Source organism: Enterobacter sp. BRE11 (genome assembly GCF_031844285.1).
Taxonomy (GTDB): Bacteria; Pseudomonadota; Gammaproteobacteria; order Enterobacterales; family Enterobacteriaceae; genus Pantoea.
The window spans coordinates 113,143-137,722 of record NZ_JAUZUX010000012.1; the positions used below are offsets into that span (position 1 = coordinate 113,143).

The 24,580-nt window shown below is 58.8% G+C and carries 21 protein-coding genes and 3 tRNA genes; 8 read left to right on the forward strand and 16 right to left on the reverse strand.

The genetic code is table 11. From position 1 onward, the window contains the following. Positions 1-29: 29 nt before the first annotated feature. The 7 genes from hflX to nnr all read right to left on the reverse strand — a co-directional run bounded on the left by hflX (position 30) and on the right by nnr (position 8,309). Positions 30-1,310: a ribosome rescue GTPase HflX gene (hflX, locus tag Q9R34_RS14495; RefSeq protein WP_434125084.1), complete on the reverse strand. Its 1,281-nt coding sequence runs from the start codon at positions 1,308-1,310 to the stop codon at positions 30-32. 81 nt (positions 1,311-1,391) lie between these two features. Next, the gene (hfq, locus tag Q9R34_RS14500; RefSeq protein WP_434125083.1) at positions 1,392-1,703 is read right to left on the reverse strand and encodes an RNA chaperone Hfq; all 312 of its coding nucleotides are present in this window, start codon (positions 1,701-1,703) and stop codon (positions 1,392-1,394) included. 102 nt (positions 1,704-1,805) lie between these two features. Then, positions 1,806-2,756, reverse strand: a complete 951-nt coding sequence (gene miaA, locus Q9R34_RS14505; protein WP_485894567.1) for a tRNA (adenosine(37)-N6)-dimethylallyltransferase MiaA — start codon at positions 2,754-2,756, stop codon at positions 1,806-1,808. Further along, entirely contained in the window at positions 2,749-4,620 is a 1,872-nt protein-coding gene (gene mutL, locus Q9R34_RS14510) for a DNA mismatch repair endonuclease MutL (protein WP_485894568.1), read from the reverse strand. Before mutL ends, miaA begins: the two co-directional genes overlap by 8 nt. Positions 4,621-4,668: 48 nt before the next feature. After that, the gene (gene amiB / locus Q9R34_RS14515) at positions 4,669-6,327 is read right to left on the reverse strand and encodes an N-acetylmuramoyl-L-alanine amidase AmiB (protein ID WP_485894570.1); all 1,659 of its coding nucleotides are present in this window, start codon (positions 6,325-6,327) and stop codon (positions 4,669-4,671) included. After that, positions 6,324-6,788, reverse strand: coding sequence for a tRNA (adenosine(37)-N6)-threonylcarbamoyltransferase complex ATPase subunit type 1 TsaE (tsaE, locus tag Q9R34_RS14520; RefSeq protein WP_485894572.1), 465 nt, complete (start codon positions 6,786-6,788; stop codon positions 6,324-6,326). Before tsaE ends, amiB begins: the two co-directional genes overlap by 4 nt. 6 nt (positions 6,789-6,794) lie before the next feature. Next, on the reverse strand, positions 6,795-8,309 hold the full coding sequence (gene nnr / locus Q9R34_RS14525; RefSeq protein WP_485894574.1) for a bifunctional ADP-dependent NAD(P)H-hydrate dehydratase/NAD(P)H-hydrate epimerase: 1,515 nt from the start codon (positions 8,307-8,309) through the stop codon (positions 6,795-6,797). Between nnr and queG the strand changes: the two genes are divergently transcribed. Further along, positions 8,308-9,447 (forward strand): tRNA epoxyqueuosine(34) reductase QueG, encoded by a 1,140-nt coding sequence (queG, locus tag Q9R34_RS14530; RefSeq protein WP_434125077.1) that lies wholly within the window; start codon positions 8,308-8,310, stop codon positions 9,445-9,447. The genes nnr and queG overlap by 2 nt on opposite strands. 348 nt (positions 9,448-9,795) lie before the next feature. Here queG and Q9R34_RS14535 read toward each other — a convergent pair. From Q9R34_RS14535 to orn, 4 genes are all read right to left on the reverse strand, one after another. Next, a tRNA-Gly gene (locus Q9R34_RS14535) sits at positions 9,796-9,871 on the reverse strand. A gap of 26 nt (positions 9,872-9,897) precedes the next feature. After that, positions 9,898-9,973, reverse strand: a tRNA-Gly gene (locus Q9R34_RS14540). A gap of 27 nt (positions 9,974-10,000) precedes the next feature. Then, a tRNA-Gly gene (locus Q9R34_RS14545) sits at positions 10,001-10,076 on the reverse strand. A 154-nt stretch (positions 10,077-10,230) separates the two neighbouring features. Continuing rightward, positions 10,231-10,779 (reverse strand): oligoribonuclease, encoded by a 549-nt coding sequence (orn, locus tag Q9R34_RS14550; RefSeq protein ID WP_033754827.1) that lies wholly within the window; start codon positions 10,777-10,779, stop codon positions 10,231-10,233. 102 nt (positions 10,780-10,881) lie between these two features. Between orn and rsgA the strand changes: the two genes are divergently transcribed. The 3 genes from rsgA (at position 10,882) to mscM (ending at position 16,315) form a co-directional block, all read left to right on the forward strand. Continuing rightward, the gene (rsgA, locus tag Q9R34_RS14555) at positions 10,882-11,925 is read left to right on the forward strand and encodes a small ribosomal subunit biogenesis GTPase RsgA (protein WP_485894577.1); all 1,044 of its coding nucleotides are present in this window, start codon (positions 10,882-10,884) and stop codon (positions 11,923-11,925) included. 137 nt (positions 11,926-12,062) lie between these two features. After that, positions 12,063-12,959 (forward strand): archaetidylserine decarboxylase, encoded by an 897-nt coding sequence (gene asd / locus Q9R34_RS14560; protein WP_485894579.1) that lies wholly within the window; start codon positions 12,063-12,065, stop codon positions 12,957-12,959. A 20-nt stretch (positions 12,960-12,979) separates the two neighbouring features. Continuing rightward, positions 12,980-16,315: a miniconductance mechanosensitive channel MscM gene (mscM, locus tag Q9R34_RS14565; RefSeq protein WP_485894581.1), complete on the forward strand. Its 3,336-nt coding sequence runs from the start codon at positions 12,980-12,982 to the stop codon at positions 16,313-16,315. A gap of 115 nt (positions 16,316-16,430) precedes the next feature. Here mscM and mdh read toward each other — a convergent pair whose 3' ends face one another. Next, the gene (mdh, locus tag Q9R34_RS14570; RefSeq protein ID WP_485894583.1) at positions 16,431-17,369 is read right to left on the reverse strand and encodes a malate dehydrogenase; all 939 of its coding nucleotides are present in this window, start codon (positions 17,367-17,369) and stop codon (positions 16,431-16,433) included. A 420-nt stretch (positions 17,370-17,789) separates the two neighbouring features. Between mdh and argR the strand changes: the two genes are divergently transcribed. From argR to yhcN (Q9R34_RS14590), 4 genes are all read left to right on the forward strand, one after another. Continuing rightward, a complete protein-coding gene (gene argR, locus Q9R34_RS14575) occupies positions 17,790-18,260 on the forward strand; it encodes a transcriptional regulator ArgR (protein ID WP_103794479.1) in 471 nt (156 codons plus the stop codon). A 482-nt stretch (positions 18,261-18,742) separates the two neighbouring features. Next, the gene (yhcN, locus tag Q9R34_RS14580) at positions 18,743-19,006 is read left to right on the forward strand and encodes a peroxide/acid stress response protein YhcN (RefSeq protein ID WP_485894585.1); all 264 of its coding nucleotides are present in this window, start codon (positions 18,743-18,745) and stop codon (positions 19,004-19,006) included. A 92-nt stretch (positions 19,007-19,098) separates the two neighbouring features. After that, positions 19,099-19,365: a YdgH/BhsA/McbA-like domain containing protein gene (locus Q9R34_RS14585; protein ID WP_434127033.1), complete on the forward strand. Its 267-nt coding sequence runs from the start codon at positions 19,099-19,101 to the stop codon at positions 19,363-19,365. A gap of 94 nt (positions 19,366-19,459) precedes the next feature. Further along, entirely contained in the window at positions 19,460-19,723 is a 264-nt protein-coding gene (yhcN, locus tag Q9R34_RS14590) for a peroxide/acid stress response protein YhcN (RefSeq protein ID WP_434127032.1), read from the forward strand. 62 nt (positions 19,724-19,785) lie between these two features. Here the strand turns inward: yhcN (Q9R34_RS14590) and Q9R34_RS14595 are convergent, their stop codons facing one another. From Q9R34_RS14595 to aaeA, 4 genes are all read right to left on the reverse strand, one after another. Continuing rightward, positions 19,786-20,055 carry a barstar family protein gene (locus tag Q9R34_RS14595; RefSeq protein WP_434127031.1) on the reverse strand — a complete coding sequence of 90 codons (270 nt, stop codon included), beginning with the start codon at positions 20,053-20,055 and terminating at the stop codon, positions 19,786-19,788. Positions 20,056-20,105: 50 nt separating this feature from the next. Continuing rightward, complete coding sequence (locus Q9R34_RS14600; RefSeq protein WP_485894588.1) at positions 20,106-21,566, reverse strand: NAD-dependent succinate-semialdehyde dehydrogenase; 1,461 nt, start codon at positions 21,564-21,566, stop codon at positions 20,106-20,108. Positions 21,567-21,678: 112 nt separating this feature from the next. Next, entirely contained in the window at positions 21,679-23,634 is a 1,956-nt protein-coding gene (aaeB, locus tag Q9R34_RS14605) for a p-hydroxybenzoic acid efflux pump subunit AaeB (protein WP_434127029.1), read from the reverse strand. Between the two features lie 10 nt (positions 23,635-23,644). Beyond that, complete coding sequence (gene aaeA, locus Q9R34_RS14610) at positions 23,645-24,577, reverse strand: p-hydroxybenzoic acid efflux pump subunit AaeA (protein ID WP_485894590.1); 933 nt, start codon at positions 24,575-24,577, stop codon at positions 23,645-23,647. Positions 24,578-24,580 lie beyond the last annotated feature (3 nt).

A 24,580-nucleotide genomic window follows, 5' to 3' on the forward strand; every position in this document is an offset into this window, starting at 1 on the left:
CTATTGCGTAAGGACGTTTGGGCAACGTGTCAAACTATGTAATCAAGCAGCGCCGGTTCCTGCTTGCACAGGCGTCGCCAGTCAACCATCGGCAGACGCACGCGTAGACCGATGCCGCCTTCCTCTTCATTCCATTCATCTTCAATGGCCTGCAGCTGGTAGAAGCGGCTACGCAGGCGCCCCGCTTCTGGCGGCAGGCGCAGTTCGTACTGCGCGATTTCGCCCGCCAGACGCTCGGAGAGCGCCTGCCAGAGCAGCGGCAAACCTTCCCCGCTCTGGGCGGAAAGCCAGACGCGGATCGGCCGATTTTCTTCATCGCGATCGATACGCGGAACGAAGCCATCCAGCATATCGATTTTATTCATCACCAGCAGCGCGGGAATTTCATGCGCGTCGATCTCTTCCAGCACCGCATCGACCGCTTCGATATTCTCATTGACGCGCACGTCGGCGGCGTCGATCACGTGCAGCAGCAGCGTTGCCTGTCGTGTTTCCTGCAGCGTCGCTTTAAACGCGGCCACCAGATCGTGAGGCAAATGACGAATAAAGCCGACGGTATCCGCCAGCACCACGTCGCCGACGTCCGCCACGTTGAGACGGCGCAGCGTCGGATCGAGCGTCGCAAACAGCTGATCTGCTGCATAGACGTTAGCGGAGGTGACGGCGTTGAACAGGGTGGATTTACCGGCGTTGGTATAGCCGACGAGTGACACGGTTGGCACGTCCGCTTTGGCACGCGCCTGACGTCCCTGATCGCGCTGTTTCTCTACGCGTTCAAGGCGGGACAAAATCTGACTGATTCGATTGCGCAGCAAACGACGGTCGGTTTCCAGCTGGGTTTCACCCGGGCCGCGCAAGCCGATGCCGCCTTTCTGACGTTCAAGGTGCGTCCAGCCGCGTACCAGTCGGGTAGCAAGATGGCGCAGCTGAGCCAGTTCGACCTGCAGCTTACCTTCATGCGTTCGGGCACGTTGGGCGAAGATATCCAGGATTAGACCGGTACGGTCTATGACGCGACATTCGCACAGGCGCTCCAGGTTGCGTTCCTGCGCAGGGGTTAACGCATGATCGAATAATACGACCGATGCTCCACTTGATTTTACCGCATCGGCAATTTCAGCTGCCTTTCCTTCACCGACAAAATATTTGGGATGTGGCGCTTTACGACTGCCAGTAATGACCTGCAGCGCGTCTACGCCCGCAGAAGAGACCAGGGTTTCGAATTCCTGGAGATCTTCCATCTCTTTGTCTTGGGAGAACCAGATGTGTACCAGTACGGCCTGCTCACCGGCTTCATAACGGTCAAACAAGCTATAACCTCGCTTAGAAAATAAGAGACCAGGACGGAAAACGGTCTGCGTTCTCCCGCCCTGGCTTATCCGGGTAGCGCGTTATTCCGCGCTATCGCCGTCTTGTTGTGGCTGCGACGGCGCAGAAGCGTTGCTACCGCCGTGGTGGTAGTTGTTGCTGCCGCCACCGGTGTTGTTGCTGTGATGGGAAACCGGGCGCGATGGAACCACGGTAGAAATGGCGTGCTTGTAAACCATCTGGCTTACCGTGTTCTTCAACAAAATCACGAATTGATCGAAAGACTCAATTTGTCCCTGCAGCTTGATACCGTTGACCAAATAAATCGAAACCGGAACACGTTCACGACGCAGTGCGTTCAAAAACGGGTCTTGTAATGATTGCCCCTTAGCCATTCTATCTTTTCCTTATATGCTTGTTGTTTATTACTTGTAGAACCGAAGTTCTGAAAAAACTGCGTAAAAATTTGCGCACGATAACCAGCCAATTGTACACAATCACCCATGCTTCGCACTAAGAACCTGAAGCACCTCATCACGCGCGGATTCTGGGCTGTCGCTGTCAAGCCAGCGTACATTTTCCCAGCCGCGTAACCAGGTCATCTGACGTTTAGCGAGCTGCCGGGTTGCGCAAATTCCCCGATAAACCATCTCGTCGTAATCGATCTCGCCAGCCAGGTACGACCACATCTGACGATAACCGACACAGCGAATGGAAGGCATATCCGTATGCAAATCACCTCGTGCAAACAGGGCCCGAGCCTCCGCTTCAAATCCTGACGCCAGCATCTGCTGAAAGCGTAGTTCGATGCGCTGATGCAGCAGTTCACGGGTCGCGGGGGCGATGGCGAACTGATACACATCGTAGGGTAACGCTTCGCCGGATGTTTTAGTCAGTTCCGTTAAAGTTTTACCCGAAATAAAAAAAACTTCCAGTGCTCGCGAAAGTCTCTGCGGATCATTCGGATGAATACGACCCCCGGCCACCGGGTCGATGTCGCACAGCTGACGATGCAGCGCCTCCCACCCTTTTTCGTGCGCCATTTGTTCAATGCGCTGACGTATTTCAGGATCGGCCGAGGGGAGCGGCGACAATCCTTCCAGTAACGCCTTGAAATAGAGCATGGTTCCGCCGACCAGCAGCGGAATGCGACCGTTCTGAACGATTTCCGCCATCGCCGCCAGCGCATCGCGGCGGAAATCGGCGGCGGAATAGGCTTCAGAAGGATCGCGGATATCCAGCAGGCGGTGCGGCGCCTGCGCCAGTTCTTCTGCCGAGGGCTTGGCCGTGCCGATATCCATCCCACGATAGATTAAGGCAGAGTCGACGCTGATAAGTTCCACCGGCAGCTGCTTTCTTAGCGCTATCGCCAGCGCGGTTTTGCCCGAGGCGGTCGGCCCCATCAAAAAAATAGCCTTTGGTCGGCCAGCCGGGTTTTGTTCACTCATGGGTTAATGCGGCAAGCGCGCTCTCAATATCCAGGGCCTGAATCAGGCCAGAAGGCGGCGATTTCAGCAGGTGCGGACAGAGCCGTTCCAGCTCCGCCAGCAGCGTAATCGCCTGCGAGTGATTCCAGTGAGGCGCGTCGGTATCGCAACGTCGCGCCAGCCATTGAGCCAGCTGAGAAGCGCCGCTCTCAGGCTGCTGGGCGAGATAGCCTAACAGCTCTGGAATCAAGATTTGTAAATTTTGCGTGCGCAGGGGTAAAGGCACCGCGCGCAGGGTAACGTGGTCGCCTTCCGGCTGCAGATCGATGCCCATTTCATTGAGCAGGTTCTGCCTCTCTGCAGCGATCTGACGCTCCGGCCGTGCGACCTTCATGCGTACCGGAATAAGCAGCGGCTGTGACTTCAGCCCGGTCTCGCCCGGCTGTAGCTGCGCATGCCGCACCCAGCGCGCGGCGACAGACAGCGATAGCAGCAGCAGCGCCTGCTCCTGCTCCAAGAGCGCATAGCGCTCCCGCACCACCGTTAACACGCGGCCAAAGCTTTGCGCATGCGAGGAAAGCGGCGTCTCAGCTGGCTGCGCGCGCGGGGTGACCGTCGGCGTGGCCGGTTCAGCCGGTACGCGCGGAGCTGCGGCTGGCGTTTTCAGCAGTTGTTGATAGACCGCGCCTTCGCGCTTGCTGTAGCTACTCTCTTTATTCTGCCAGCCCGGCTGCGCGGCTGGGGATGAGGCCGCTGCCGTGCCGCCCCCGTCGCTGCGGTGCGGCGCGGCGGGCTGGGAAAAGTGGTTGCCGCCCGCCGCCTGACGATTTTCCGGCTGCCAGCGCGGCGTTGGCTCTTCCGCCTGCATTAACGGCAGGGTCGGCGCGCTGCTCGCCTGCAGCACGCTCATCACGCCCTGAAAGATAAAATCGTGCACCAGCCGTGACTGATGGAAACGCACCTCATGCTTGGCGGGATGCACGTTGACATCCACCTGATGCGGATCAATTTCCAGGTAGAGCACATAGGCTGGCTGCTGGTCGGCCTGCAGCTGCGTCTGAAACGCCTGCCGTATCGCATGATTGATCAGCTTGTCGCGCATCATGCGGCCGTTGACGTAGCAATACTGAATATCGATCAGCTGCCGCGATCCAGCCGGATCGGCGACCCAGCCGCGCAGCAGCAGATCGTCATGTCGCCAGTCGATGCGTAGCGCATGCTGCATAAAGGTCGTGCCGCAAATCGCGCCCAGCCGCCGTTCGCGCTGCGCCTCATCATTGACCGCGCGATATTGACGCATCAGCTTGCCGTTATGGCTGAGCGAGATAGAGACGTCAAAACGCGCCAGCGCGATGCGGCGAATCACCTCGTCGATATGGCCAAACTCAGTTTTCTCGGTGCGCATAAATTTGCGACGCGCGGGCGTGTTGTAGAAGAGATCGAGCACCTCCAGCGTGGTGCCACACGGATGCGCTGCGGGCTTAACCGTCACCGCCATCTCGCGGCCTTCGGCGTAGGCCTGCCAGGCCTCGCTCTGCGCTTCAGTGCGCGAAGTCAGGGTCAGCCGCGAGACTGAACTGATGCTGGCCAGCGCTTCGCCGCGAAAGCCCAGGCTCATAATCGCTTCCAGATCGTCGAGCGAGGCGATTTTGCTGGTGGCGTGGCGCGCCAGCGCCATCGCCAGCTCCTCTTTGCTGATGCCGCAGCCGTTATCGCGAATACGGATCAGTTTCGCGCCGCCTTTTTCAATGTCGATATCGATGCGCGTCGCGCCAGCGTCAAGGCTGTTTTCCACCAGCTCTTTGACCACCGAGGCTGGACGCTCGACGACTTCACCCGCCGCAATCTGGTTAGCCAGCTGCGGCGGTAAAATTTGAATGGGCATGGTGATTATCCTTGTAGAGCCTGGCCCGGCGCCTGGCCGGGCGGGCCGTCAGGAGGCGGGTATTTTCAGGGTTTGCCCCAACATCACATTTGAGGACTTCATATTGTTCGCCTGGATGATCGCCTGCGGGCTGACGCCGTAATGCGCGGCGATAGCCGTCAGCGAGTCGCCCCGCACCACTTTATGACGCGCCGGACCGCGCGCGGCCACCGTATTGCTGGCTGGCACTTTCAGGCGCTGTCCGACCCAGACCACATCGCGCTTCAGCCGGTTCATCTCGCGCAGCGTCCCCATGCTGACGCCATATTTCGCGGCGATGCCAGAGAGCGTTTCGCCGCGGGTGACAGTATGACGCTGCACCGCGCCGGTATACTGCGTGGTGCCGGTCGCCGGATTACTGGCGACGCTCACCGCCGGCGATGAGCCGACTGGGCGGTTTTCCTCCTTTGGGAGCGATTGTAGCGGGTGCGCCAGGAAATAATTGCGCAGGCCTTTGTAGATCGCCATCGCAATTTTATCCTGGTAAGCGCTACTGCCGAGCAGTCGCTCCTCCGAGGCATTACTGATGAAGCCGGTTTCCACCAACAGCGAGGGGATATCCGGCGAACGCAGCACGCCGAGGCTGGCGTGCTCCGGCAAACGCTTATGCAGCGGCGAAACGCCGCGCAGCTGCTGCAACACCTTCATCGCCACGTCATAACCGACGCGCTGCGAATGGCCAAACTGCAGATCCAGCACCGCCTGGCTCAGGTAGGGATCGGCCTGGCTGTTAGCCAGCAGGTCGCCTGCCCCGCCCAGCAGCTCGGACTGTTTCTCGCGCTGCTCCAGCCAGTTCGCCATTTCGCTGTTGGCGCGACGATTCGACAGCACCCATACCGACGCCCCGGTGGCGCTGTGGCTCGGCGCCGAATCGGCGTGAATTGAAACCAACAGGTTGGCGTTCTCTTTGCGCGCCACTTCAGAACGGCCCATCACCGAAATAAAGTAGTCGCCGTCGCGCGTCAGCACGCCTTTAAACATCGGATCGTTGTTCAGCAGGACCTTCAGCTTGCGCGCGATGGCGATGGTGACGTTCTTCTCATGCAGCCCGTGCTGGCCGGTGGCGCCAGGATCCTGGCCGCCGTGGCCGGCGTCGATCGCTACAATCACCGTGTCGTTGCTGGTGGGCACCGCATTGCCTGGACGCGTGGTGGTGTTGCTATTGCTGACCGCTGTTACCTGGTTGCCGTTGAACGGGTTCGCGGCAGGTCGGCTCGGTGCCGTCCGTCCCGGCGTTGTCGTGGTCGCGGTTGAAACCGGCGCGGTACGGCTGGCGGGCTGCTTGCCCTGAATAGTGAACACCACGTTATAGCTGCTGCCGTTGCGCTGGGTCACCGCGCGGGTTTTGCCCGCCTGCGTCAGCTCGAACACCAGGCGAATGCTCTGCTTATCCTTTGGCGTGCTGGTGCGAATGCGCCTGACGATATTTTCGCCGCTGAAGTTAAGCGGCAGCCCCTGAATCACGCCGCTCTGACGAATATCCAGCACCACGCGATCCGGGTTGCGCAGCGGAAAGAAGCCGTAGACCGGCTGCCCGGCGAAGCTCAGGGTTACCGTCGCCTTGCTGTCGCCGTTTTCAACTTTGATATCGGAGAGGCTGGCCGCCAGCGCGGGCGCTGTCGCCAGACAGAGTATCAGCAGCAGTGCGCGTTTCATCCGTGCGATCATGCCTGCGCCACCTGCTCTGTCAGGCGTTCGCCCAGCGCGGAGTGCGCCTCAAGGCGCGCCTCGCGCGCGCTACCGACGTAGCTTAGCGTGAGTGCCAGATCGGGCGGCGGCAGGACGCCAGCCCCCTGCTGCGGCCACTCTACCAGGCAGATAGCCTCGCCGGTGAAGTAGTCACGGATCCCCATGAACTCCAGCTCTTCAGGATCGGCCAGGCGATAGAGATCGAAATGGTAGAGCGCGCGCGCGTCAAGCTGGTAGGGCTCGACCAGCGTATAGGTCGGGCTTTTGACGTTGCCCTGATGGCCAATCGCCTGCAAAAATCCACGGCTGAAGGTCGTTTTACCCGCGCCCAGATCGCCATAGAGATAGATTACCGCCGCGCCGGTACAGGCGCGGGCCAGCTTAGCGCCCAGATCGAGCGTTGCCGCCTCATCGGGCAAGGAAATAACACAGGTCTTCATGCTTTATTATTGGGTCATCTCTGGATTAACAAACTGCCAAAGCAGCTCGAATAAATCTGTTGCCAACATGCCGCGCGTTCCGCGCCGCGCCGCCACTGCGTCCGCCGTCGCGCCGTGCGCGACGCAGCCTGCGCAGGCCGCGTCGAACAGCGCCAGCTGCTGCCCCATCATTGAGGCGATAATACCACTTAATACATCGCCCATGCCGCCGGAGGCCATGCCCGCATTGCCGACGTCAGCGAAGGCCATGTCGCCCTCCTCGCTGGCGATAAGGGTGCCAGCGCCTTTCAACACCGCGACTCCGCCATAGCGCGCCGCGAGTTTCTGCGCGGCGAGCAGGCGATCGCTCTCGACTTCGCTGGTCTTAATGCCCAGCAGTCGCGCCGCTTCGCCAGGGTGCGGCGTAATGATGCGATTCTGACGTTTCTCTGCATTGATTGCCAGCAGGTTAAGCGCATCAGCGTCCCAAAGCATCGGCTTTTCACTGGCAGCGACCGCTTTCAGCGCATTCTGTCCCCACTCCCGCTGGCCCAGGCCCGGCCCGATGGCGATCACGTCCGCCCACGCCAGCCCGCTTTGCAGGCTGGCGTCGGTCAGCTCATCCACCATGATCTCCGGACGCGCCGTGAGTACCGGCGCAATATTATCGCGATGCGTCAGGACACGCACCAGACCCGAGCCAGCGCGCAGCGCCGCTTCGGCGGTCATGCGAATCGCGCCGGCGGTGCCGGTGTCGCCGCCCACCACCAACAGGCGGCCGTGGTTGCCTTTGTGCGAGGTAGGCTTGCGCGGCTTCAGCCAGTGCGAAAGCGAGGTGGCGTCGTAGCGCGCCATCGGCGCGTTTTCACCGGCGAGAAAAGCGCTCAGGCCGAGATCGGCGTAGCGCAGATCGCCGATAAGGTCGCGCGCCTGGCCGGTGATCTGGCCGGGCTTCAGCGCAATAACGCTCAGCGTCTGCGTCGCAACGATCGCCTCGCCCGGCGCACAGCCGGTCGCCGCCGACAGCCCCGACGGTATATCGATCGCCAGCACCGGCGCGGTATGGGCGTTCGCCTGTTTAATCAGGCTCAGGTAAGGTTCTGCAGGCGCACGATTGATGCCGGTGCCCAGCAGCGCGTCGACAATAAGATCGACCTGCTCCGGCCAGGGAGCGTCAGCGGCATGGATCTCGCCGCCCGCCTCCAGCCAGGCCTCGCGCGCGCGCTGCGCCTCATCGGGCAGCGGCTTATCGCTGTCGCACGCCAGCAGCGTGACCGCATAGCCCGCCGCCTGCGCCAGCCGTGCCGTGACATAGCCGTCGCCGCCGTTATTGCCATGCCCGCAGAGAATCAGCCAGCTGCGCGCCTGCGGCCACTGCGCGCGCGCCAGCTCGAACGCCGCCTGCCCGGCGCGCTGCATCAGCTCATAAAGCGTAATGCCCAGCGCGTCGGCGCCGTCGCGCTCCAGCTGGTGCAGAGCCTGCGCAGGCCAGACGGAATATGGTAAACTGCGGCCGTTCGCTTTCGATTCCTGGTTACTCATGTCATACCCTCTCGATCTTCATCAGCTTGCTCAACAGATTAAACAGTGGGGCAAGGATCTCGGCTTTCAGCAGGTCGGCATCACCGACACCGATCTCAGCGCGGAAGAGCCGCGTCTGCAGGCGTGGCTGGACAAACAGTATCACGGCGAAATGGAGTGGATGGCGCGCCACGGCATGATGCGCGCGCGTCCGCATGAACTGCTGCCCGGCACGCTGCGCGTTATCAGCGTACGCATGAACTACCTTCCGGCCAAAGCCGCCTTTGCCAGTACGCTGAAAAACCCGCAGCTCGGCTATGTCAGCCGCTACGCTCTGGGACGCGATTACCACAAAGTATTGCGCAATCGCCTGAAAAAGCTCGGAGAAATGATTCAGGAAAAGTGCGGCGAGCTCAATTTCCGTCCCTTCGTCGACTCGGCGCCGCTGCTGGAACGACCGCTGGCGGCCAAGGCAGGTCTTGGCTGGACGGGTAAACACTCGCTGATCCTGAACCGCGAGGCGGGCTCATGGTTTTTCCTCGGCGAGCTGCTGATCGATCTGCCGCTGCCGATCGACGCGCCGCAGGAAGAACAGTGCGGCCGCTGCGTCGCCTGCATGACCATATGTCCGACTAACGCCATCGTCGAACCCTATGTGGTGGATGCGCGCCGCTGCATCTCCTACCTCACTATTGAGCTTGAGGGCGCCATTCCGGAAACGCTGCGCCCGCTGATGGGCAACCGGATTTACGGCTGCGACGACTGTCAGCTGATCTGCCCCTGGAATCGCTATGGGCAACTCAGCGATGAAACGGATTTCTCGCCGCGCGCCGCGCTGCATGCCCCGGAGCTCATGACGCTGTTCCAGTGGGATGAGAAAACCTTTTTACGCGTAACGGAAGGCTCGGCGATACGCCGTATTGGTCATCTGCGCTGGCTGCGCAATATTGCCGTGGCGCTGGGCAATGCGCCCTGGCGCGCTGAGATTGCAGGCGTGCTGGAGAAGCGGTTGGGCGAAAATGCCCTGCTTGATGAACATATTGAATGGGCGCTGCTTCAGCAGCAGGAAAAACGTCAGGCGCTGGCGATTGACGTCCAGCCCGCGCAGCAAAAACGGCTGGTACGCGCTATCGAGAAGGGTTTGCCGCGTGACGCATGATTAAACAGCAGCCATTGTCAGCTATTTTTCCACAAGCTGTGCATAAAAATAAAAAGCTGTTGTCATTCAACTGACACAGGGCGCGCCAGAGCAGTATTTAACAAAATGAAATATTTTCACCACCTGTTAAATCAAGCAGTTAAACGCGAAATGTGTACAAATAAGAATGTGCATAGCCTGTGTAGCCACAGCCAAAGTTGTGGATAACTCTGTTTAAAATAGTTTTACAGATCGCCCTGAGCAGCGGCAAAACACGGCTCGTGCGTTGTGGATAACCTAATAAGCGCAGCGCCACGTGGCAATCGCCAACGGCGTAACTAAGCGTATGATTTTTAGTGATGTAAAATCTGGAGCGGGAAACGAGACTCGAACTCGCGACCCCGACCTTGGCAAGGTCGTGCTCTACCAACTGAGCTATTCCCGCACTGGAAGGTACTGCTAAACAAATTTTGGAGCGGGAAACGAGACTCGAACTCGCGACCCCGACCTTGGCAAGGTCGTGCTCTACCAACTGAGCTATTCCCGCTTAGGAAAGGTACTGCTAATCAAATTTTGGAGCGGGAAACGAGACTCGAACTCGCGACCCCGACCTTGGCAAGGTCGTGCTCTACCAACTGAGCTATTCCCGCGCCTTGTACCGTTGTATAAATTCTTCATCGGTACGGGGTGCGCATTATACGAGAAATTATTGCTGCTGCAAGAGTCTAAAAGCAAAATTTTGCGCTTTCGATTCGTTTGCCGATTAAAGCAGCAACCTGCTGTTTTCCTGCGCACCTTTCAGAGTTAAAGCTGCAAAAAGTGCTCGCGGTAGTATGCCAGCTCGGCGACCGATTCGCGAATATCATCCAGCGCCTGATGCGTGCCCGCCTTTTTGAAGCCTGGCAGAATTTCCGGCTTCCAGCGACGCGCCAGCTCTTTTAAGGTGCTGACGTCGAGATAGCGATAGTGGAAGTAGGCTTCCAGCTCCGGCATGTATTTGAAAAGAAAGCGGCGATCCTGCCCAATGCTATTGCCGCAAATCGGCGAGCTGTTAGCAGGCACCCACTGTTTAAGGAATTCAATCGTCGCCAGTTCGGCGCGGCGATCGTCGAACTCGCTGGCTTTGACGCGCTCCACCAGCCCGCTCGCGGTATGGGTGCGCACGTTCCATTCGTCCATCAGCGCCAGCTGGGCATCGGACTGATGCACCGCCATGACCGGCCCTTCCGCCAGAATATTAAGATTCGCATCGGTCACCAGCGTGGCAATCTCGATAATGCGGTCGCGCTCCGGATCCAGTCCGGTCATCTCCAGATCGATCCAAATCAGATTATTTTCATTTCCTGTCGCCATGCTTTTTCCCGCCGTAGCCGTAGTCGTCATCAAGAGTGAATAAGGTGTATCATAGACGTTTTGCCCAACCGGGCGAAGTCTGACGAAAGCCTGAGAGGATGCGTGAGCAAAAATAAACTGTCGAAAGGTCAACAACGTCGCGTCAGCGCTAACCATCAGCGTCGTCTGAACCAGCGCGATGCGCCGGAAGCTGACGACAATCTGTTCGGTGAAGCGGCGGAAGGCGTCGTGATCAGCCGTTTCGGCATGCACGCAGACGTCGAAGACCGCGCGGGCGAGGTGCATCGCTGCAACCTGCGCCGCACTATCCGTTCGCTGGTGACCGGCGATCGCGTCGTTTGGCGCCCGGCGCTCGGCGGCGGCAAAGGCATTGTCGAAGCAGTGCACGAGCGCAGCAGCGTGCTGACGCGCCCCGACTACTACGACGGGCTGAAGCCGATCGCCGCCAATATCGACCAGATTATTATCGTTTCGGCGATTTTGCCTGAGCTGTCGCTTAATATTATCGACCGCTATCTGGTGGCGAGCGAAACCCTGGGCATCGAACCGCTGCTGGTGCTGAACAAGACCGATCTGCTGGATGACGAGGCACGCGCCTTCGTCGACCAGCAGATGGATATCTATCGCCGTATCGGCTATCGCGTGCTGATGGTCTCCAGCCATGCCAAAGCGGGCCTGGTGGATCTCGAAGCGGCCCTGACCGATCGCATCAGCATCTTCGCCGGACAGTCCGGCGTCGGCAAATCGAGCCTGCTGAACGCCCTGCTCGGCCTGGACGCGGCAGTGGAAACCGCCATCGTTACCAACGACGTCTCTGACGTTTCCGGGCTGGGCCAGCATACCACCACCGCGTCGCGCCTGTACCACTTTCCTCACGGCGGCGACGTGATCGATTCGCCGGGGGTGCGCGAGTTCGGCTTATGGCATCTTGAGCCGGAACAAATTACCCGCGGATTTGTCGAATTTCGTGAATTTCTCGGCAGTTGTAAGTTCCGCGACTGTAAGCACGGCAGCGATCCTGGCTGCGCTATCCGCGCCGCCGTCGAGGCGGGCCAGATAGACGTTTCGCGCTTCGACAATTATCACCGTATTCTGGAGAGCATGGCGCAGGTGAAAACGCGCAAGAATTTCTCCTCCAGCGAGTGATGCTCGCTGCTTACCGCGGCATTGACCCTGCATCGCCTCTGTAACGGACGCGATCACGGGGAAATTCGCCATCTGACCGGGGCGCTGATATGATTCGCCCCCTTTTGATTGACGCGAAACAAAGCCAGGAGGCTAAGGTGTTTGATCGTGTAAAACTCGGCCTGAATCATGTACTGCCGAAAAAATGGTTAACGGAACTTGCCGGTTGGGGTGCCAGCCGTCGTGGCGGATGGTTGACCAAACTGGTGATTGATATCTTCGTCTGGTTCTACAAAGTGGATATGTCGGAAGCGCGGAAGTCCGACACCGCCAGCTATCGCACCTTTAACGACTTTTTTGTTCGTCCGTTAAAAGATGACGCGCGTCCGGTCGATCCCGACGCGAACCTGATCGTGCTGCCTGCCGACGGCGCCATCAGCCAGCTGGGCCGCATCGAAGGCGATCAGATTTTCCAGGCGAAAGGCCATCACTATACGCTCGACGCGCTGTTAGCGGGTCAGGAAACGATAGCGGCGCAGTTCCGCGACGGCCATTTCGTTACCACTTACCTTGCGCCGCGCGACTACCATCGCGTGCATATGCCGTGCAACGGCATTCTGCGCGAGATGATCTACGTGCCGGGCGATCTCTACTCGGTGAACCCGCTGACGGCGCGCAATATCCCCAATTTGTTCGCGCGCAACGAACGCGTGATCTGCTATTTCGATACCGACATCGGCCCGATGGTGCAGATCCTCGTTGGCGCCACTATCGTCGGCAGCATCGAAACCAGCTGGGCCGGCACCATTACGCCGCCGCGCGAAGGGGTGATCAAACGCTGGCACTATCCGGCTGCGGATAGCGAAGGCGCCGTTGTGCTGCTGAAAGGCCAGGAGATGGGCCGCTTTAAGCTCGGCTCCACCGTGATTAATCTGTTCGCGCCGGGACGCGTGAAGCTGGCGGAGAGCCTGGAAGCTGAAAGCAAGACCCGCCTCGGTCAGCCGCTGGCTATCGCGCTGCCGCAGACCGACCCCGTCGACGTTATCGCCGACTAACCGCTGAGAGTGTTTTTGCTGTGCGATCGTTTCTCATCCTGCTGCTGAGCCTCTGGCTCAGCACCTCAGCGCTGGCGGCCACCGTGCCGGACGCCAGCCAACTTAAACAGGCGCTGGACGAGGCGAAAGCGGCAAAAAGCTCTCCCGCGCAGGCGGATCAGGTGCAGTCTCTCGAGGCTGCCCTCAACTCTCTTTCTGAACGCGATGCGTCGCTGGAGCGCGCAAAGCAGTATCAGCAGGTCATCGACGATTTCCCCCGCCTCGCGCGCGAACTGCGCCAGCAAATCACCTCGCTAGACGACGGCAGCAAAGGCGTGCGCAGCACCAGCAGCATGAGCAGCGCTCAGCTCGATCAGGAGATCCTGCAGGTCAGCAGCCAGCTGCTGGAAGAGGGCCGCCAGGCGCAGCAGGAGCAGGACCGCGCCCGCGAAATCAGCGACTCGCTGTCGCAGCTCCCACAACAGCAAACCGACGCGCGTCGGGCCATGACCGAGAGCGACCGACGCTTGCAGAGCGGCTCTGCCACTGCGTCGTCGCAGAGCCAGGCGCAGCTGTGGGCGCGCCAGGCGGAAAACGCGGTCAATAAGGCGCGCGTGGACGAGCTGGAGCTGGCGCAGCTCTCCGCCAACAATCGTCAGGAGCTGGCGCGCATGCGCGCCGATCTGCATCAGCGCAAAGCGGCGCAGCTCGACAACTATCTGCAGGCGTTGCGCAATCAGTTAAATGAACAGCGTCAGCGCGAGGCGGAGCAGGCGCTGGCGCGCACCGAGCAACTGGCGGAAAACAGCGGCGACCTGCCACCGGTTATCAGCGATCAGTTTCGCGTTAACCGCGATCTTTCTGCCGCACTGAACCAGCAGGCGCAGCGTATGGATCTGGTAGCCTCTCAGCAGCGGCTGGCGACCAATCAGATTATTCAGGTGCGGCAGGCGCTGGGCACCCTGCGTGAACAGTCGCAGTGGCTTGGCGCCTCCAACCTGCTGGGCGAAGCGCTGCGCGCGCAGGTAGCGCGACTGCCTGATATGCCTAAGTCACAGCAGATCGACAACGAAATGGCGCAGCTGCGCGTGCAGCGCCTGCATTATGAAGATCTGCTGCAGCAGCAGGAGACGCTGCGCAAAGCGCATCAGCCCGATGGAAAGCCCTTCAGCGCCGAACAGCGCCGTATTCTGGAGGCGCAGCTGAAGACCCAGCGCGAGCTGCTAAATTCGCTGATCTCCGGCTGCGATACGCTGATCCTTGAGATTACCAAGCTCAAGGTCGCCAATACCCAGCTGCAGGATGCGCTGACCGACGTGAAAGACGCCACCCACCGCTATCTGTTCTGGACGGCAGACATCAGCCCGGTCGGCCTGAACTACCCGGTGGAAGTGGCGCGCGATCTGTCGCGCCTGCTGTCGCTCGATACCCTGAGTCAGCTCGGCAAAGCGCTGGCGATGATGGTCACCAGCCGCGAGACCGTACTGCCCTTAATCGGCGCGGTGCTGCTGGTCGGCTTCAGCCTCAGAACGCGCCGCCACTTCAACGCCTTTCTGGCACGCTCGGCGAGCAAGGTGGGCAAAGTGACGCAGGATCGCTTTCGTCTGACGGTACGCACCGTTTTCTGGTCGATTCTGGTAGCGCTGCCGCTGCCCGTGCTCTGGGCGGCGCTCGGCTATGGGTTGCAGCACGCCTGGCCCTACCCCATCGCGGTGGCGTTTGGCGACGGCATCACGGCGACGCTGCCGCTACTGTGGGCCTTTATGATCAGCGCCGCCTTCGCCCGACCTAACGGCCTGTTTGTGGTGCATTTTCGCTGGCCGCAAACCCGCGTGGCGCGCGCGACCCGCTACTACTCGCTGACCATCGGCTTGATTGTGCCGCTGATTATGCTGCTGATCGCCTTCGCCAATATGGAGGATCGCCAGTTTTCCGCCTCGCTTGGCCGACTCTGCTTTATCCTGATCTGCGGCGCGCTGTCGATCGTTACCGTGAGCCTGAAGCGCGCCGGCATCCCGCTCTATCTGGATAAAGAGGGTAACGGTGAGAATCTGGTGAACCGCGTGCTGTGGAACCTGATGATCGCCATTCCGCTGGCGGCCGCCCTCGCCTCGATGATTGGCTACCTGGCGACCGCGCAGGCGCTGCTGGCGCGACTGGAGACCTCTGTCGCTATCTGGTTCCTGCTGCTGGTGATCTACCACATTATCCGCCGCTGGATGCTGATCCAACGGCGGCGCATCGCCTTTGACCGCGCGCGTCAGCGCCGTGCCGATATGCTGGCTAACCGCGCGCGTCATGAAGATGAGAAAGAGTCCGCCGCGCAAAATGGCGAGGTTGAGATCGATGAGCCGATTATCGACCTTGACGCCATCAGCGCGCAGTCGCTGCGGCTGGTGCGCTCAATCCTTACCCTGATTGCGCTGGTGTCAGTGATTGTGCTCTGGTCGGAGATTCATTCCGCCTTCGGCTTTCTTGAGAATATTCGACTGTGGGACGTCAGCACCACGGTACAGGGCGTGGAGAGCATTCAGCCGATTACGCTGGGCTCGGTGCTGATTGCGATTCTGGTGCTGATTATCACCACCCAGCTGGTGCGCAATATGCCCGCGCTGCTGGAGCTGGCGCTGCTGCAGCACCTCAATCTGACGCCCGGCACCGGTTACGCCATTACCACGCTGACTAAGTATGTGCTGATGCTGGTTGGCGGCCTGATTGGCTTCTCAATGATCGGCATTGAGTGGTCGAAGCTGCAGTGGCTGGTCGCCGCGCTCGGTGTGGGACTCGGTTTTGGTCTGCAGGAAATTTTCGCCAACTTTATTTCTGGCCTGATTATCCTCTTCGAGAAGCCGATCCGTATCGGCGATACCGTAACCATCCGCGATTTGACCGGCAGCATTACGCGCATCAATACGCGCGCTACCACCATTATCGACTGGGACCGCAAAGAGATTATCGTCCCGAACAAGGCCTTTATTACCGAGCAGTTCGTCAACTGGTCGCTTTCTGACTCGGTGACGCGCGTAGTGCTGACTATCCCTGCGCCCGCGCATGTCAACAGCGAAGAGGTAACGACGGTACTGAGACAGGCGTGCGAACGCTGCAGCTATGTGCTGGACGTGCCGGCGCCAGATGTCTTCCTGGTCGATCTGCAGCAGGGCATTCAGCTGTTCGAGCTGCGTATCCACGCGGCGGAGATGGGCCACCGCATGCCGTTGCGCCACGAGCTGCATCAGCTGATCCTGAAAGGCTTTGCCGAGCACGGTATCGAAATGCCCTTCCCGCCTTTCCAGGTGCGTATGGAGACGCTGGGCAAGAAGACGCCAGCCAGCAACGGCACGCCGGCAGCGCGCACCTTTAAATCTGGCGGCCTGTAGCGCGGCGGTGAACGGGTAAAGGCGCGTAATAAAGGGAAGGGAAAAGCGGTTCACACGCTGCAGAGGCCCGTTAAGCCGGGCCTCGTCAGCGGTGAAAAGAGTCTGAACGCAGCGCTTACTGCTTCACAAAGTCCTCGCCCTGCGCGATATCTTTTTTCAAGGTCTCCAGCATGCCGTTTAACGCCTGCTGTTCAAAATCGCTCAGCGCGCCGATAGCGCGTCGCTCGGCGATGCCGTTCTTGCCCAGCAGCAGCGGCTGCGAGAAGAAGCGAGCGTACTCGCCGTCGCCCTCTACGTAAGCGCACTCCACTACGTTCGCTTCGCCCTGCAGGGCGCGCACCAGCGACAGGCCGAAGCGCGCCGCGGCCTGACCCATCGACAGCGTCGCCGATCCGCCGCCCGCTTTAGCTTCGACCACCTCCGTCCCCGCATTTTGGATACGTTTCGTCAGGCTGGCGACCTCGTCTTCGCTAAAGCTTACGCCTTTCACCTGCGACAGCAGCGGCAGGATGGTCACGCCGGAGTGGCCGCCGATTACCGGCACCTCAACCTCATCCGGCTGCTTGCCTTTTAGCTCGGCGACAAAGGTATTGGCGCGGATAATATCCAGCGTGGTGACGCCGAACAGCCGGTTTTTGTCATAGACGCCGTGCTTTTTCAGCACGTCAGCGGCGATGGCTACCGTGGTATTGACCGGGTTAGTAATAATGCCAACAAGCGCTTTAGGCGCGGTTTGCGCCACCTGCTCGATCAGGTTGCGCACGATGCCTGCGTTAACGTTAAACAGATCGGCGCGATCCATGCCTGGCTTACGCGCGACGCCCGCTGAGATCAGGATGACGTCCGCACCCTGCAGCGCAGGCGTCGCGTCTTCGCCGCTAAAGCCCTGAATTTTGACCGCGGTGGGAATATGGCTGAGATCCACCGCTACTCCGGGCGTCACCGGCGCAATATCATAGAGCGTAAGTTCAGAACCCGCAGGAAGCTGGGTTTTTAACAGAAGGGCGAGCGCCTGACCAATTCCGCCAGCAGCGCCAAGAACGGCAACTTTCATTCTGTACTCCTTATTAAGGTGGGGCAGAGTAGAGCCGAATTTCCATCTGTGTTAAGACCTGAATCAACTTCTCAGACGATGACAAACCCACTGTTCATTATGCGTGCAGCAGCACTTAATCTTTTGGGTTGCTACTTTGTCAGCACAACGCGCCTGAATGACCAACAACAATGTCGATGGCAGATAGAGCACGGCCATGATAGCTATCCATATGACACCTCAATTGTATAACAATTCTGCAACCTTCGCTTTTCCTGCTCTTGCGTCTTTTTGGTCTGTGCTAAAAATTTTGCTATCATTGCCGCCCGCAACCCGCGGCGCCTGCCTTTTTTATCGACTAATTGCATAAAAATTCATTCATATGCATAATAATGTATCTGCCGTCGGCGGGCGTTCGGCATTTTTCTTTACTGGTAGCTTATGCGAAACCCATCTAAACAAGACGAATTGATTAAAGCGTTTAAAGCCTTGTTAAAACAAGAGAAATTCAGCTCTCAAGGCGAAATTGTACAGGCGCTTCAGGAGGAAGGCTTCGACAATATCAATCAGTCGAAGGTGTCTCGTATGCTGACTAAATTTGGCGCGGTGCGCACGCGTAACGCCAAAATGGAGATGGTTTACTGTCTGCCGGCGGAACTGGGCGTGCCGACCACCACCAGCCCGTTAAAAAATCTGGTGCTGGATATCGACTATAACGATGCGCTGATCGTGATTCGCACCAGCCCTGGCGCAGCGCAGCTGATCGCCCGTCTGCTTGACTCGCTAGGCAAAGCGGAAGGCATTCTCGGCACCATCGCTGGCGACGATACGATCTTTATCACGCCCGCGCGCGCGTTCACCGTCAGAAAACTGCATAGCGCGCTTCTTACCGTATTTGAGCAAGAGCTTTAAATCGCTTCTTTTGACCGGCAGCCCTGCTGCCGGTCGCTCTGCCTGCCCTGCTTGCCCTGCTTGCCCCTCATTCACCGCTTATTCAGTTCCTTAACTTATTCCTCTACCTGCTGACGTCATGAGTCTGTATGGTCATACCTATTTGCCCGCTTAACCTTCCGCGCTATTTTACGCTGCTTTACACTATGTGATTAGCGGCAACGCCCAGATCTAAATCAATAACCAGCGACATTCACCATAGCCTTTCGCACAAAAAGATAAAGTCACCCATCCTGCTATTTTTAAAGGCATTTAACCGCTATAGCCTGGTTTTTAACCCGTTTTTATAACCATAAAGAATAAAAATGAGCCATAAGGATAAAGAATAACAACAAAACATTATTAGTCAGGTATTAATTTCATGCGTTATTAGTTCTATACTTCTTTTCGTGACGCAAATCACATCAAACAAAAAGAGAAAAACAGACGACGAGGAAATATATATGAACGTTAAAACTACTATCGCAACCCTGAGCATTCTGTCTGCCCTGTCATTCGGTGCTTTTGCAGCGGAATCTGTCGACACCCAGCAGGCGCAAAATCTGCAGTCAATTGGCTCAGTCAGCGTAAGCGGCGTAGCCGGTTCTCCAATGCAGATTAAAGAAGAGCTGAATGCGAAGGCAGAGCAGAAAGGCGCCAGCGCTTACCGCGTTATCGAGGCTTATAACAACGGCAACTACCACGCTACCGCCGAGCTGTATAAATAAGCGCGTTAGCCAGATGTCGTTGGACGGGCAGCCTTATTGAAGCGCGCATTGCGCATCGGGTGGCCTTATCGATGAATTCAGGAGAGTAGACCATGAAAACCAAATCTCTTATTGCTTTAGCCGCGCTGACCGCCACGCTGTCATTCGGTGCCAGCGCAGCCAGTCTGGTATCGAATCAACAGGCCCAAACGCTGCAGCCGCTGAATCAGACCATCAGCATCAGCGGTCATGACGGCGATCAGACCAATATCCGTCAGGCGCTTTCTCAGAAGGCGGACGCGCAGGGCGCAAGCCACTACCGCATCATTGAGAACAACCAGGACGACACCTATCACGTCACGGCTGAGCTCTATAAATAATTAACCGATCGGGCGCCCACGCGACGCCTGCTATATCGACGACCCGCATCATGATGTCAACCGCAGGTTGTTGATTGTAATGAGGAGACGAACAATGAAAATCAAAACAACCATCGCAACCGTTAGCCTGCTTTCCGTCATCGCATTCGGCGCTCAGGCAGCGCAGTTGGTTACCGGCGATCAGGCACAGAACATGCAGCCTGCGGGCACAGTGACAATCAGTGGTACAGCGGGCGCGCCGATGGATTACCGCGCACAGCTTTCGCAGAAAGCCGATGAACAAGGCGCCAGCGCCTATAAGGTGATCGAAGCGCGCACTGGCGACAACTATCACTTTACTGCCGAACTCTATAAATAATTCCTCGTCAACAACTGCTGACGAACCCTTTGGCCTCGCTTGTCGGGGCCCTTTTTGTCGGGTTACCGGATATTAAAGCGGAGCTGGCCCTCCAGCTCCTCTTCCGCCTCATCAAATAACAGGATCAGTGCGCCGTAGCGCCGTTTCTGCCCCTTTCCCAGATTGATAAATTCAATTTCCAGCGGCATCGGCAGCTCCTCGCCGGTGAGGACGTCCCATAACGCATCCAGGTCGCCAATACGATACATGTTCAGGGCAAAGCGCTCGCTGAACTGGCGGAAAAAATGCGACTGGTCGACGATCTCGTCAAAGTCGAAACGCTCGGTTTTCATAGTGAAGGCTCCTGTCCTTCCTCACCGGGCGGCGCGAAGCCGCCCGCGCGTTAGCTGTCGCTCAGGCCGCCGATATGCAGCGCCTTGACCTCCAGGTACTCTTCCAGTCCAAGCACGGAACCTTCGCGCCCCAGCCCCGACTCTTTTACACCGCCAAACGGCGCCAGCTCGGTCGATACCGCACATTCGTTGATGCCGATCATGCCGCTTTCCAGCGCGGCGGAGACGCGAAAGACGCGCTGCAGGTTCTGGGTATAAAAGTAGGCCGCAAGGCCAAACTCGGTATCGTTAGCGCGACGAATCACCTCCTGCTCGTCGCTAAAGCGGAAGCAGGCCGCCACCGGACCAAAGGTCTCTTCCCGTGCCAGCTTCATCTCTTCGTGCGCGTCGGCGATTACCGTCGGCTGCCAGAAATTGCCGCCCAGCGCGTGACGTTCACCGCCGGTGACGATCCGTCCGCTTTTTGCTTTGGCGTCCTTCACGTGCTCCTCCACTTTATCCACTGCAGAAGCCTCAATCAGCGGGCCTACCACCACGCCCTCCTCTACACCGTTGCCAACCTTGAGCTTTTTCACCTCCTCCGCCAGCTGGTTGACAAAGCGGTCGTACACGGCGTCGTGGATATAGAAGCGGTTGACGCTGACGCAGACCTGGCCGGCATTGCGGAATTTATTGGCGATAGCGCCTTTAACCGCCGCGTCGATATCCGCATCTTCAAAAACGATATAGGGTGCGTTGCCCCCCAGCTCCATCGACACCTTTTTCATGGTGTCAGCGGCGTTGCGCACCAGCGTTTTGCCGACTGCGGTCGAGCCGGTGAAGGAAATTTTGCGCACCGCCTTGCTGGCCATAATCGCATCGCTAATGGCGTGGGTATCACCAGCCACCGCGTTAAGCACGCCGTCCGGCACGCCTGCTTTTTTCGCCAGCGCCAGCAGCGCAAAAGCGCTCAGCGGCGTGTTGTTTGCCGGCTTGATAATACCGGTACAGCCTGCCGCCAGCGCGGGACCAAGTTTGCGCGTCAGCATTGCCATGGGAAAGTTCCACGGCGTGATCGCGGCAACGACGCCGATCGGCTCGCGCGTGGCCAGAATGCGCGAACCCGGTTTGGCCGGTGGAATAATTTCGCCATTAGCGCGCTTCGCCTGCTCGGCGAACCACTGAATAAAGCTGGCGGCATATTCCACCTCGCCTTCCGCCTCTTTCAAAGGCTTGCCCTGTTCGGCTGTCATCAGCTGCGCCAGCCAGGCTTTGTTGTCGATCATCAGCTGATACCAGCGATAGAGGATCTCGGAACGCGCTTTGGCGGTCTGCGCACGCCAGGCAGGAAAGGCGCGTTCGGCGGCGGCGATCGCCCGTTCGGTTTCGGCCTTGCCCGCCTTCGCCACGGCGGCCAGTACTTCACCGGTGGCCGGGTTCAATACGTCAAAGGTGGCGGCGGCGCGATGCCATTCGCCATTAACCAGATAGCCGGTTTGAAAAAGTTCGCTGTCGTGCAGTGGGGTCGTCATGAGGTCGCTCCTGTCAGTTTCTCTTCCTGTCAGAAAAGTATAGATGGCAAAAGCGAGGGTTTTAGGAAAGGCGTGGCGCTGGCGCGGCCGCTGCGCAGGGCAGCGGCCAGATTCAGATTTGGATGAGGGTGTTCTGGTATTTGCTGAGCATATCGGCAAGGCGCTTCACCGGCTCGGTGACGCTGAGCGGCGCATCGTACTGCACCAGCTTCTGCTGATAGACCTCAAACTCCGCCAGCAGCTGTTCAAAATAGTGGCGCCGTTTCTCATCGCTGCGCGCTGAAATCACGCGATCCGCCGTAGCACGTAGCTGGCGATGGAAGGCCGACAGATCGGCGTTGACCGGCACGTCCGCACTGCGCAGCCGCTGATGGCCGATAATCAGCGTCAGCGCAATGCGATACTTGTCGATATCGCCAGGAAACAGGTTCAGCAGCATAAACAGCTGTTGATAGAGCGCGGGAAGATGGTTTTCGCGACGGCGCGCCTGGTTGGTGGTCAGCGCCGACACCGCAGCATACATAAAGCGGTTAAGCAGCTTACGTCCGGTGCGCGCTTTCGATTTGTCGCGAATAAGCAGGATGACCATCAGGGCGACGAACGCACCGATCATCTGCCCCAGCACGTTGTCGATGAACACGCTCAGGTGGAAGGTCATGGGATTATCCAGAACCAGCACGTTGATGGTACCGGCCAGCGCACCGAGCGTGCCTATCTGACGACGCTGTATCAGGATGCCGCTAATGAAGCCGAGCAGGCCGATGGCGATGCAGAGCAGCAGCACGCTCTGCTGGGTGCTGGGCAGCAGGTACATAAAATAGAACGAGCTCAGCGGCACCGCAAAAATCATACCGTAGAAAAAATCCTTCGCCATCATCAGCGGATTCGGCACGCGCATCGCCAGCGCGGTGATCACCGCCAGCATCACCATACAGCCGCTGCCGGAGGTCCAGCCGGTATAGAGCCAGAACAGCGAGCCGAGGGCAGTGGCGACAAAGGTGCGGATGCCGTTAATCATCGCGTGGTGGGTTTCAGCGGAGCGCGCCTGGATAACGATTTCGCGCTTGAGAATGCTCTCTTCTACCGTTGTGATGCGGCTGTTGCTTTTAATCCCTTTCAGCAGCAGCAAATATTCCGTTGCCGCGCCGACCCAGCTTGCCAGCGTCACGGGCGCCTTGCCCTCTTCGCTGGCGCCGATCACCCGGCGCATCACTTTCATGCGTCGGTGCACGTCGGCAACGCTTTCCACCTTCTTCTCAATCAGCAGACGATACTGCGAGGGAATATATTCGGGGCGCGAATTCTGGATAAGGAAGGTTTCCGCCGCCTGGGTAATCATGGTCAGCGACAGCGTGTTGAGCATCTGCAACCGACGGTTGGCGTTTTGCCAGCGCGACGACTCCATCATCAGCTGGCCGCGCATAGTGCCGAGCGCCGAGGTGCGGCGCACCAGCGCGCTCCACGCCTTGTCGACCTCCTCTTTGTCCTCATGCGCTACGCAGAGCTGCAGCAGGCGATAATGCGCCACCAACAGCGCATCGACTTCACTGTCGATGACCTTTTTAATCGAGCGCGGCGAGAAGAGCATATCCGCCAGAATGGCGCAGAGAATGCCGAGCACAATCTCGCTGCAACGCTCAACCGCAAACTGCGGCACCAGCGTCAGGCCATTATTGGCGTCGGCGGTCACCACGATAATCAGCGCGGTATAGCCTGCGAGCCCCAGCGCATAGGAGTTTTCGACTTTGATCAGCGAGGAGAGCCAGACGCAGACGCCCGCCCAGATGCAGCAGAGCAGCAGCATCACCACCGGCGCGCGTACCGTAGCGATCATAATGGTCAGCGCGGCGATACAGCCGATAAAAGTCCCGATAATACGCAGCACGCCGCGATAGCGCAGCGCGCCGGAATAGGGATCGCCGCCAGCGACAAAAGCGGTGCCGCCCGCGACGATGCCGGCGGTCATTACCGCCCAGCGAGGCGTTTCAAGATTAAGGTGAAAGCCGATCATCAGCGCTGCCACCAGCGCGAAGGTCAGCTTGATCGGGAAACGCAGGAACTCGATCATATCGCCCCGCTTAGCCAAACTCACGCAGGCGATTGAAGAGACGCGACATCGGCGACACCTGCGTATCGGCGCGATCGTGCTGGCCGGTAATCACCACGGTCGCGGTGGTGCCCGCCGGGAAGCGATTACCGGGCTGCCGATCGAGACGAATGCGCACCGGAACGCGCTGCGCCAGACGTACCCACTCGAGGTTGGAATCCACGGTCGCCATGCCTTTATTGTCGACCGAGCTGCTGCTGTTGGTCACGCCAGCGGCGACGCTGTCGACGGTGCCACGCAGCACCACGTTGCTGCCGAGCGGCGTCACTTCGGCGCGATAACCCGGCTCGACGCCGTGCAGCTTGGTCTCTTCAAGATAGGCCAGCACGTAGAAAGAGTGCTGCTGCACCAGCGCCACCGCCACCGAACCACGGGTAATGAATTCGCCCTTGTAGACGTTGAGGTTGGTCACCCAGCCGTCGGACGGCGCGGTGATGGCAGTGCGATCCAGATCGATCTTCGCCAGGTCCCGCGTGGCGATCGATTTCGCCAGCTGATGTTCCGTGGTTTGCAGATCGTTGTTCGCCTGGTCGATCGCTTCGCGCGACATCGCCGAGGTGCCCAGCTGGTTGCGGCGCGACGCCTCACGACGTTTTTCGCTGACCAGCGCCTGGTAGTACTCGACGTCGGCCTGCGCCTGATCCAGCGCTTTTTGATAGCGTGGACGATCCACGACAAACAGGGTATCGCCCTTTTTTACCAGCTGGTTGTCATGCACAGGTACGTCGGTAATCAAACCCGTCACGTCCGGCGAAATCGCCACGACATCCGCCGCGAATTTAGCGTCGCGCGTCCACGGCGACTCGGTGTAAAACACCCAGGCGCGAAAGATGATAACAATAGCGATGATAACCAGCAGGATAGTAATCGCGTAACGCGCGATTTTTCTTATTAGCGATTTCACTTA

Excerpts from the sequence above, each read along its gene's own strand:
- hfq (WP_434125083.1), bottom strand. The coding sequence starts at position 1,703 with ATGGCTAAGGGGCAATCATTACAAGACCCGTTTTTGAACGCACTGCGT.
- miaA (WP_485894567.1), bottom strand. The coding sequence starts at position 2,756 with ATGAGTGAACAAAACCCGGCTGGCCGACCAAAGGCTATTTTTTTGATG.
- mutL (WP_485894568.1), bottom strand. The coding sequence starts at position 4,620 with ATGCCCATTCAAATTTTACCGCCGCAGCTGGCTAACCAGATTGCGGCG.
- amiB (WP_485894570.1), bottom strand. The coding sequence starts at position 6,327 with ATGATCGCACGGATGAAACGCGCACTGCTGCTGATACTCTGTCTGGCG.
- tsaE (WP_485894572.1), bottom strand. The coding sequence starts at position 6,788 with ATGAAGACCTGTGTTATTTCCTTGCCCGATGAGGCGGCAACGCTCGAT.
- queG (WP_434125077.1), top strand. The coding sequence starts at position 8,308 with ATGTCATACCCTCTCGATCTTCATCAGCTTGCTCAACAGATTAAACAG.
- nnr (WP_485894574.1), bottom strand. The coding sequence starts at position 8,309 with ATGAGTAACCAGGAATCGAAAGCGAACGGCCGCAGTTTACCATATTCC.
- orn (WP_033754827.1), bottom strand. The coding sequence starts at position 10,779 with ATGGCGACAGGAAATGAAAATAATCTGATTTGGATCGATCTGGAGATG.
- mdh (WP_485894583.1), bottom strand. The coding sequence starts at position 17,369 with ATGAAAGTTGCCGTTCTTGGCGCTGCTGGCGGAATTGGTCAGGCGCTC.
- argR (WP_103794479.1), top strand. The coding sequence starts at position 17,790 with ATGCGAAACCCATCTAAACAAGACGAATTGATTAAAGCGTTTAAAGCC.
- yhcN (WP_485894585.1), top strand. The coding sequence starts at position 18,743 with ATGAACGTTAAAACTACTATCGCAACCCTGAGCATTCTGTCTGCCCTG.
- Q9R34_RS14585 (WP_434127033.1), top strand. The coding sequence starts at position 19,099 with ATGAAAACCAAATCTCTTATTGCTTTAGCCGCGCTGACCGCCACGCTG.
- yhcN (WP_434127032.1), top strand. The coding sequence starts at position 19,460 with ATGAAAATCAAAACAACCATCGCAACCGTTAGCCTGCTTTCCGTCATC.
- Q9R34_RS14595 (WP_434127031.1), bottom strand. The coding sequence starts at position 20,055 with ATGAAAACCGAGCGTTTCGACTTTGACGAGATCGTCGACCAGTCGCAT.
- Q9R34_RS14600 (WP_485894588.1), bottom strand. The coding sequence starts at position 21,566 with ATGACGACCCCACTGCACGACAGCGAACTTTTTCAAACCGGCTATCTG.
- aaeB (WP_434127029.1), bottom strand. The coding sequence starts at position 23,634 with ATGATCGAGTTCCTGCGTTTCCCGATCAAGCTGACCTTCGCGCTGGTG.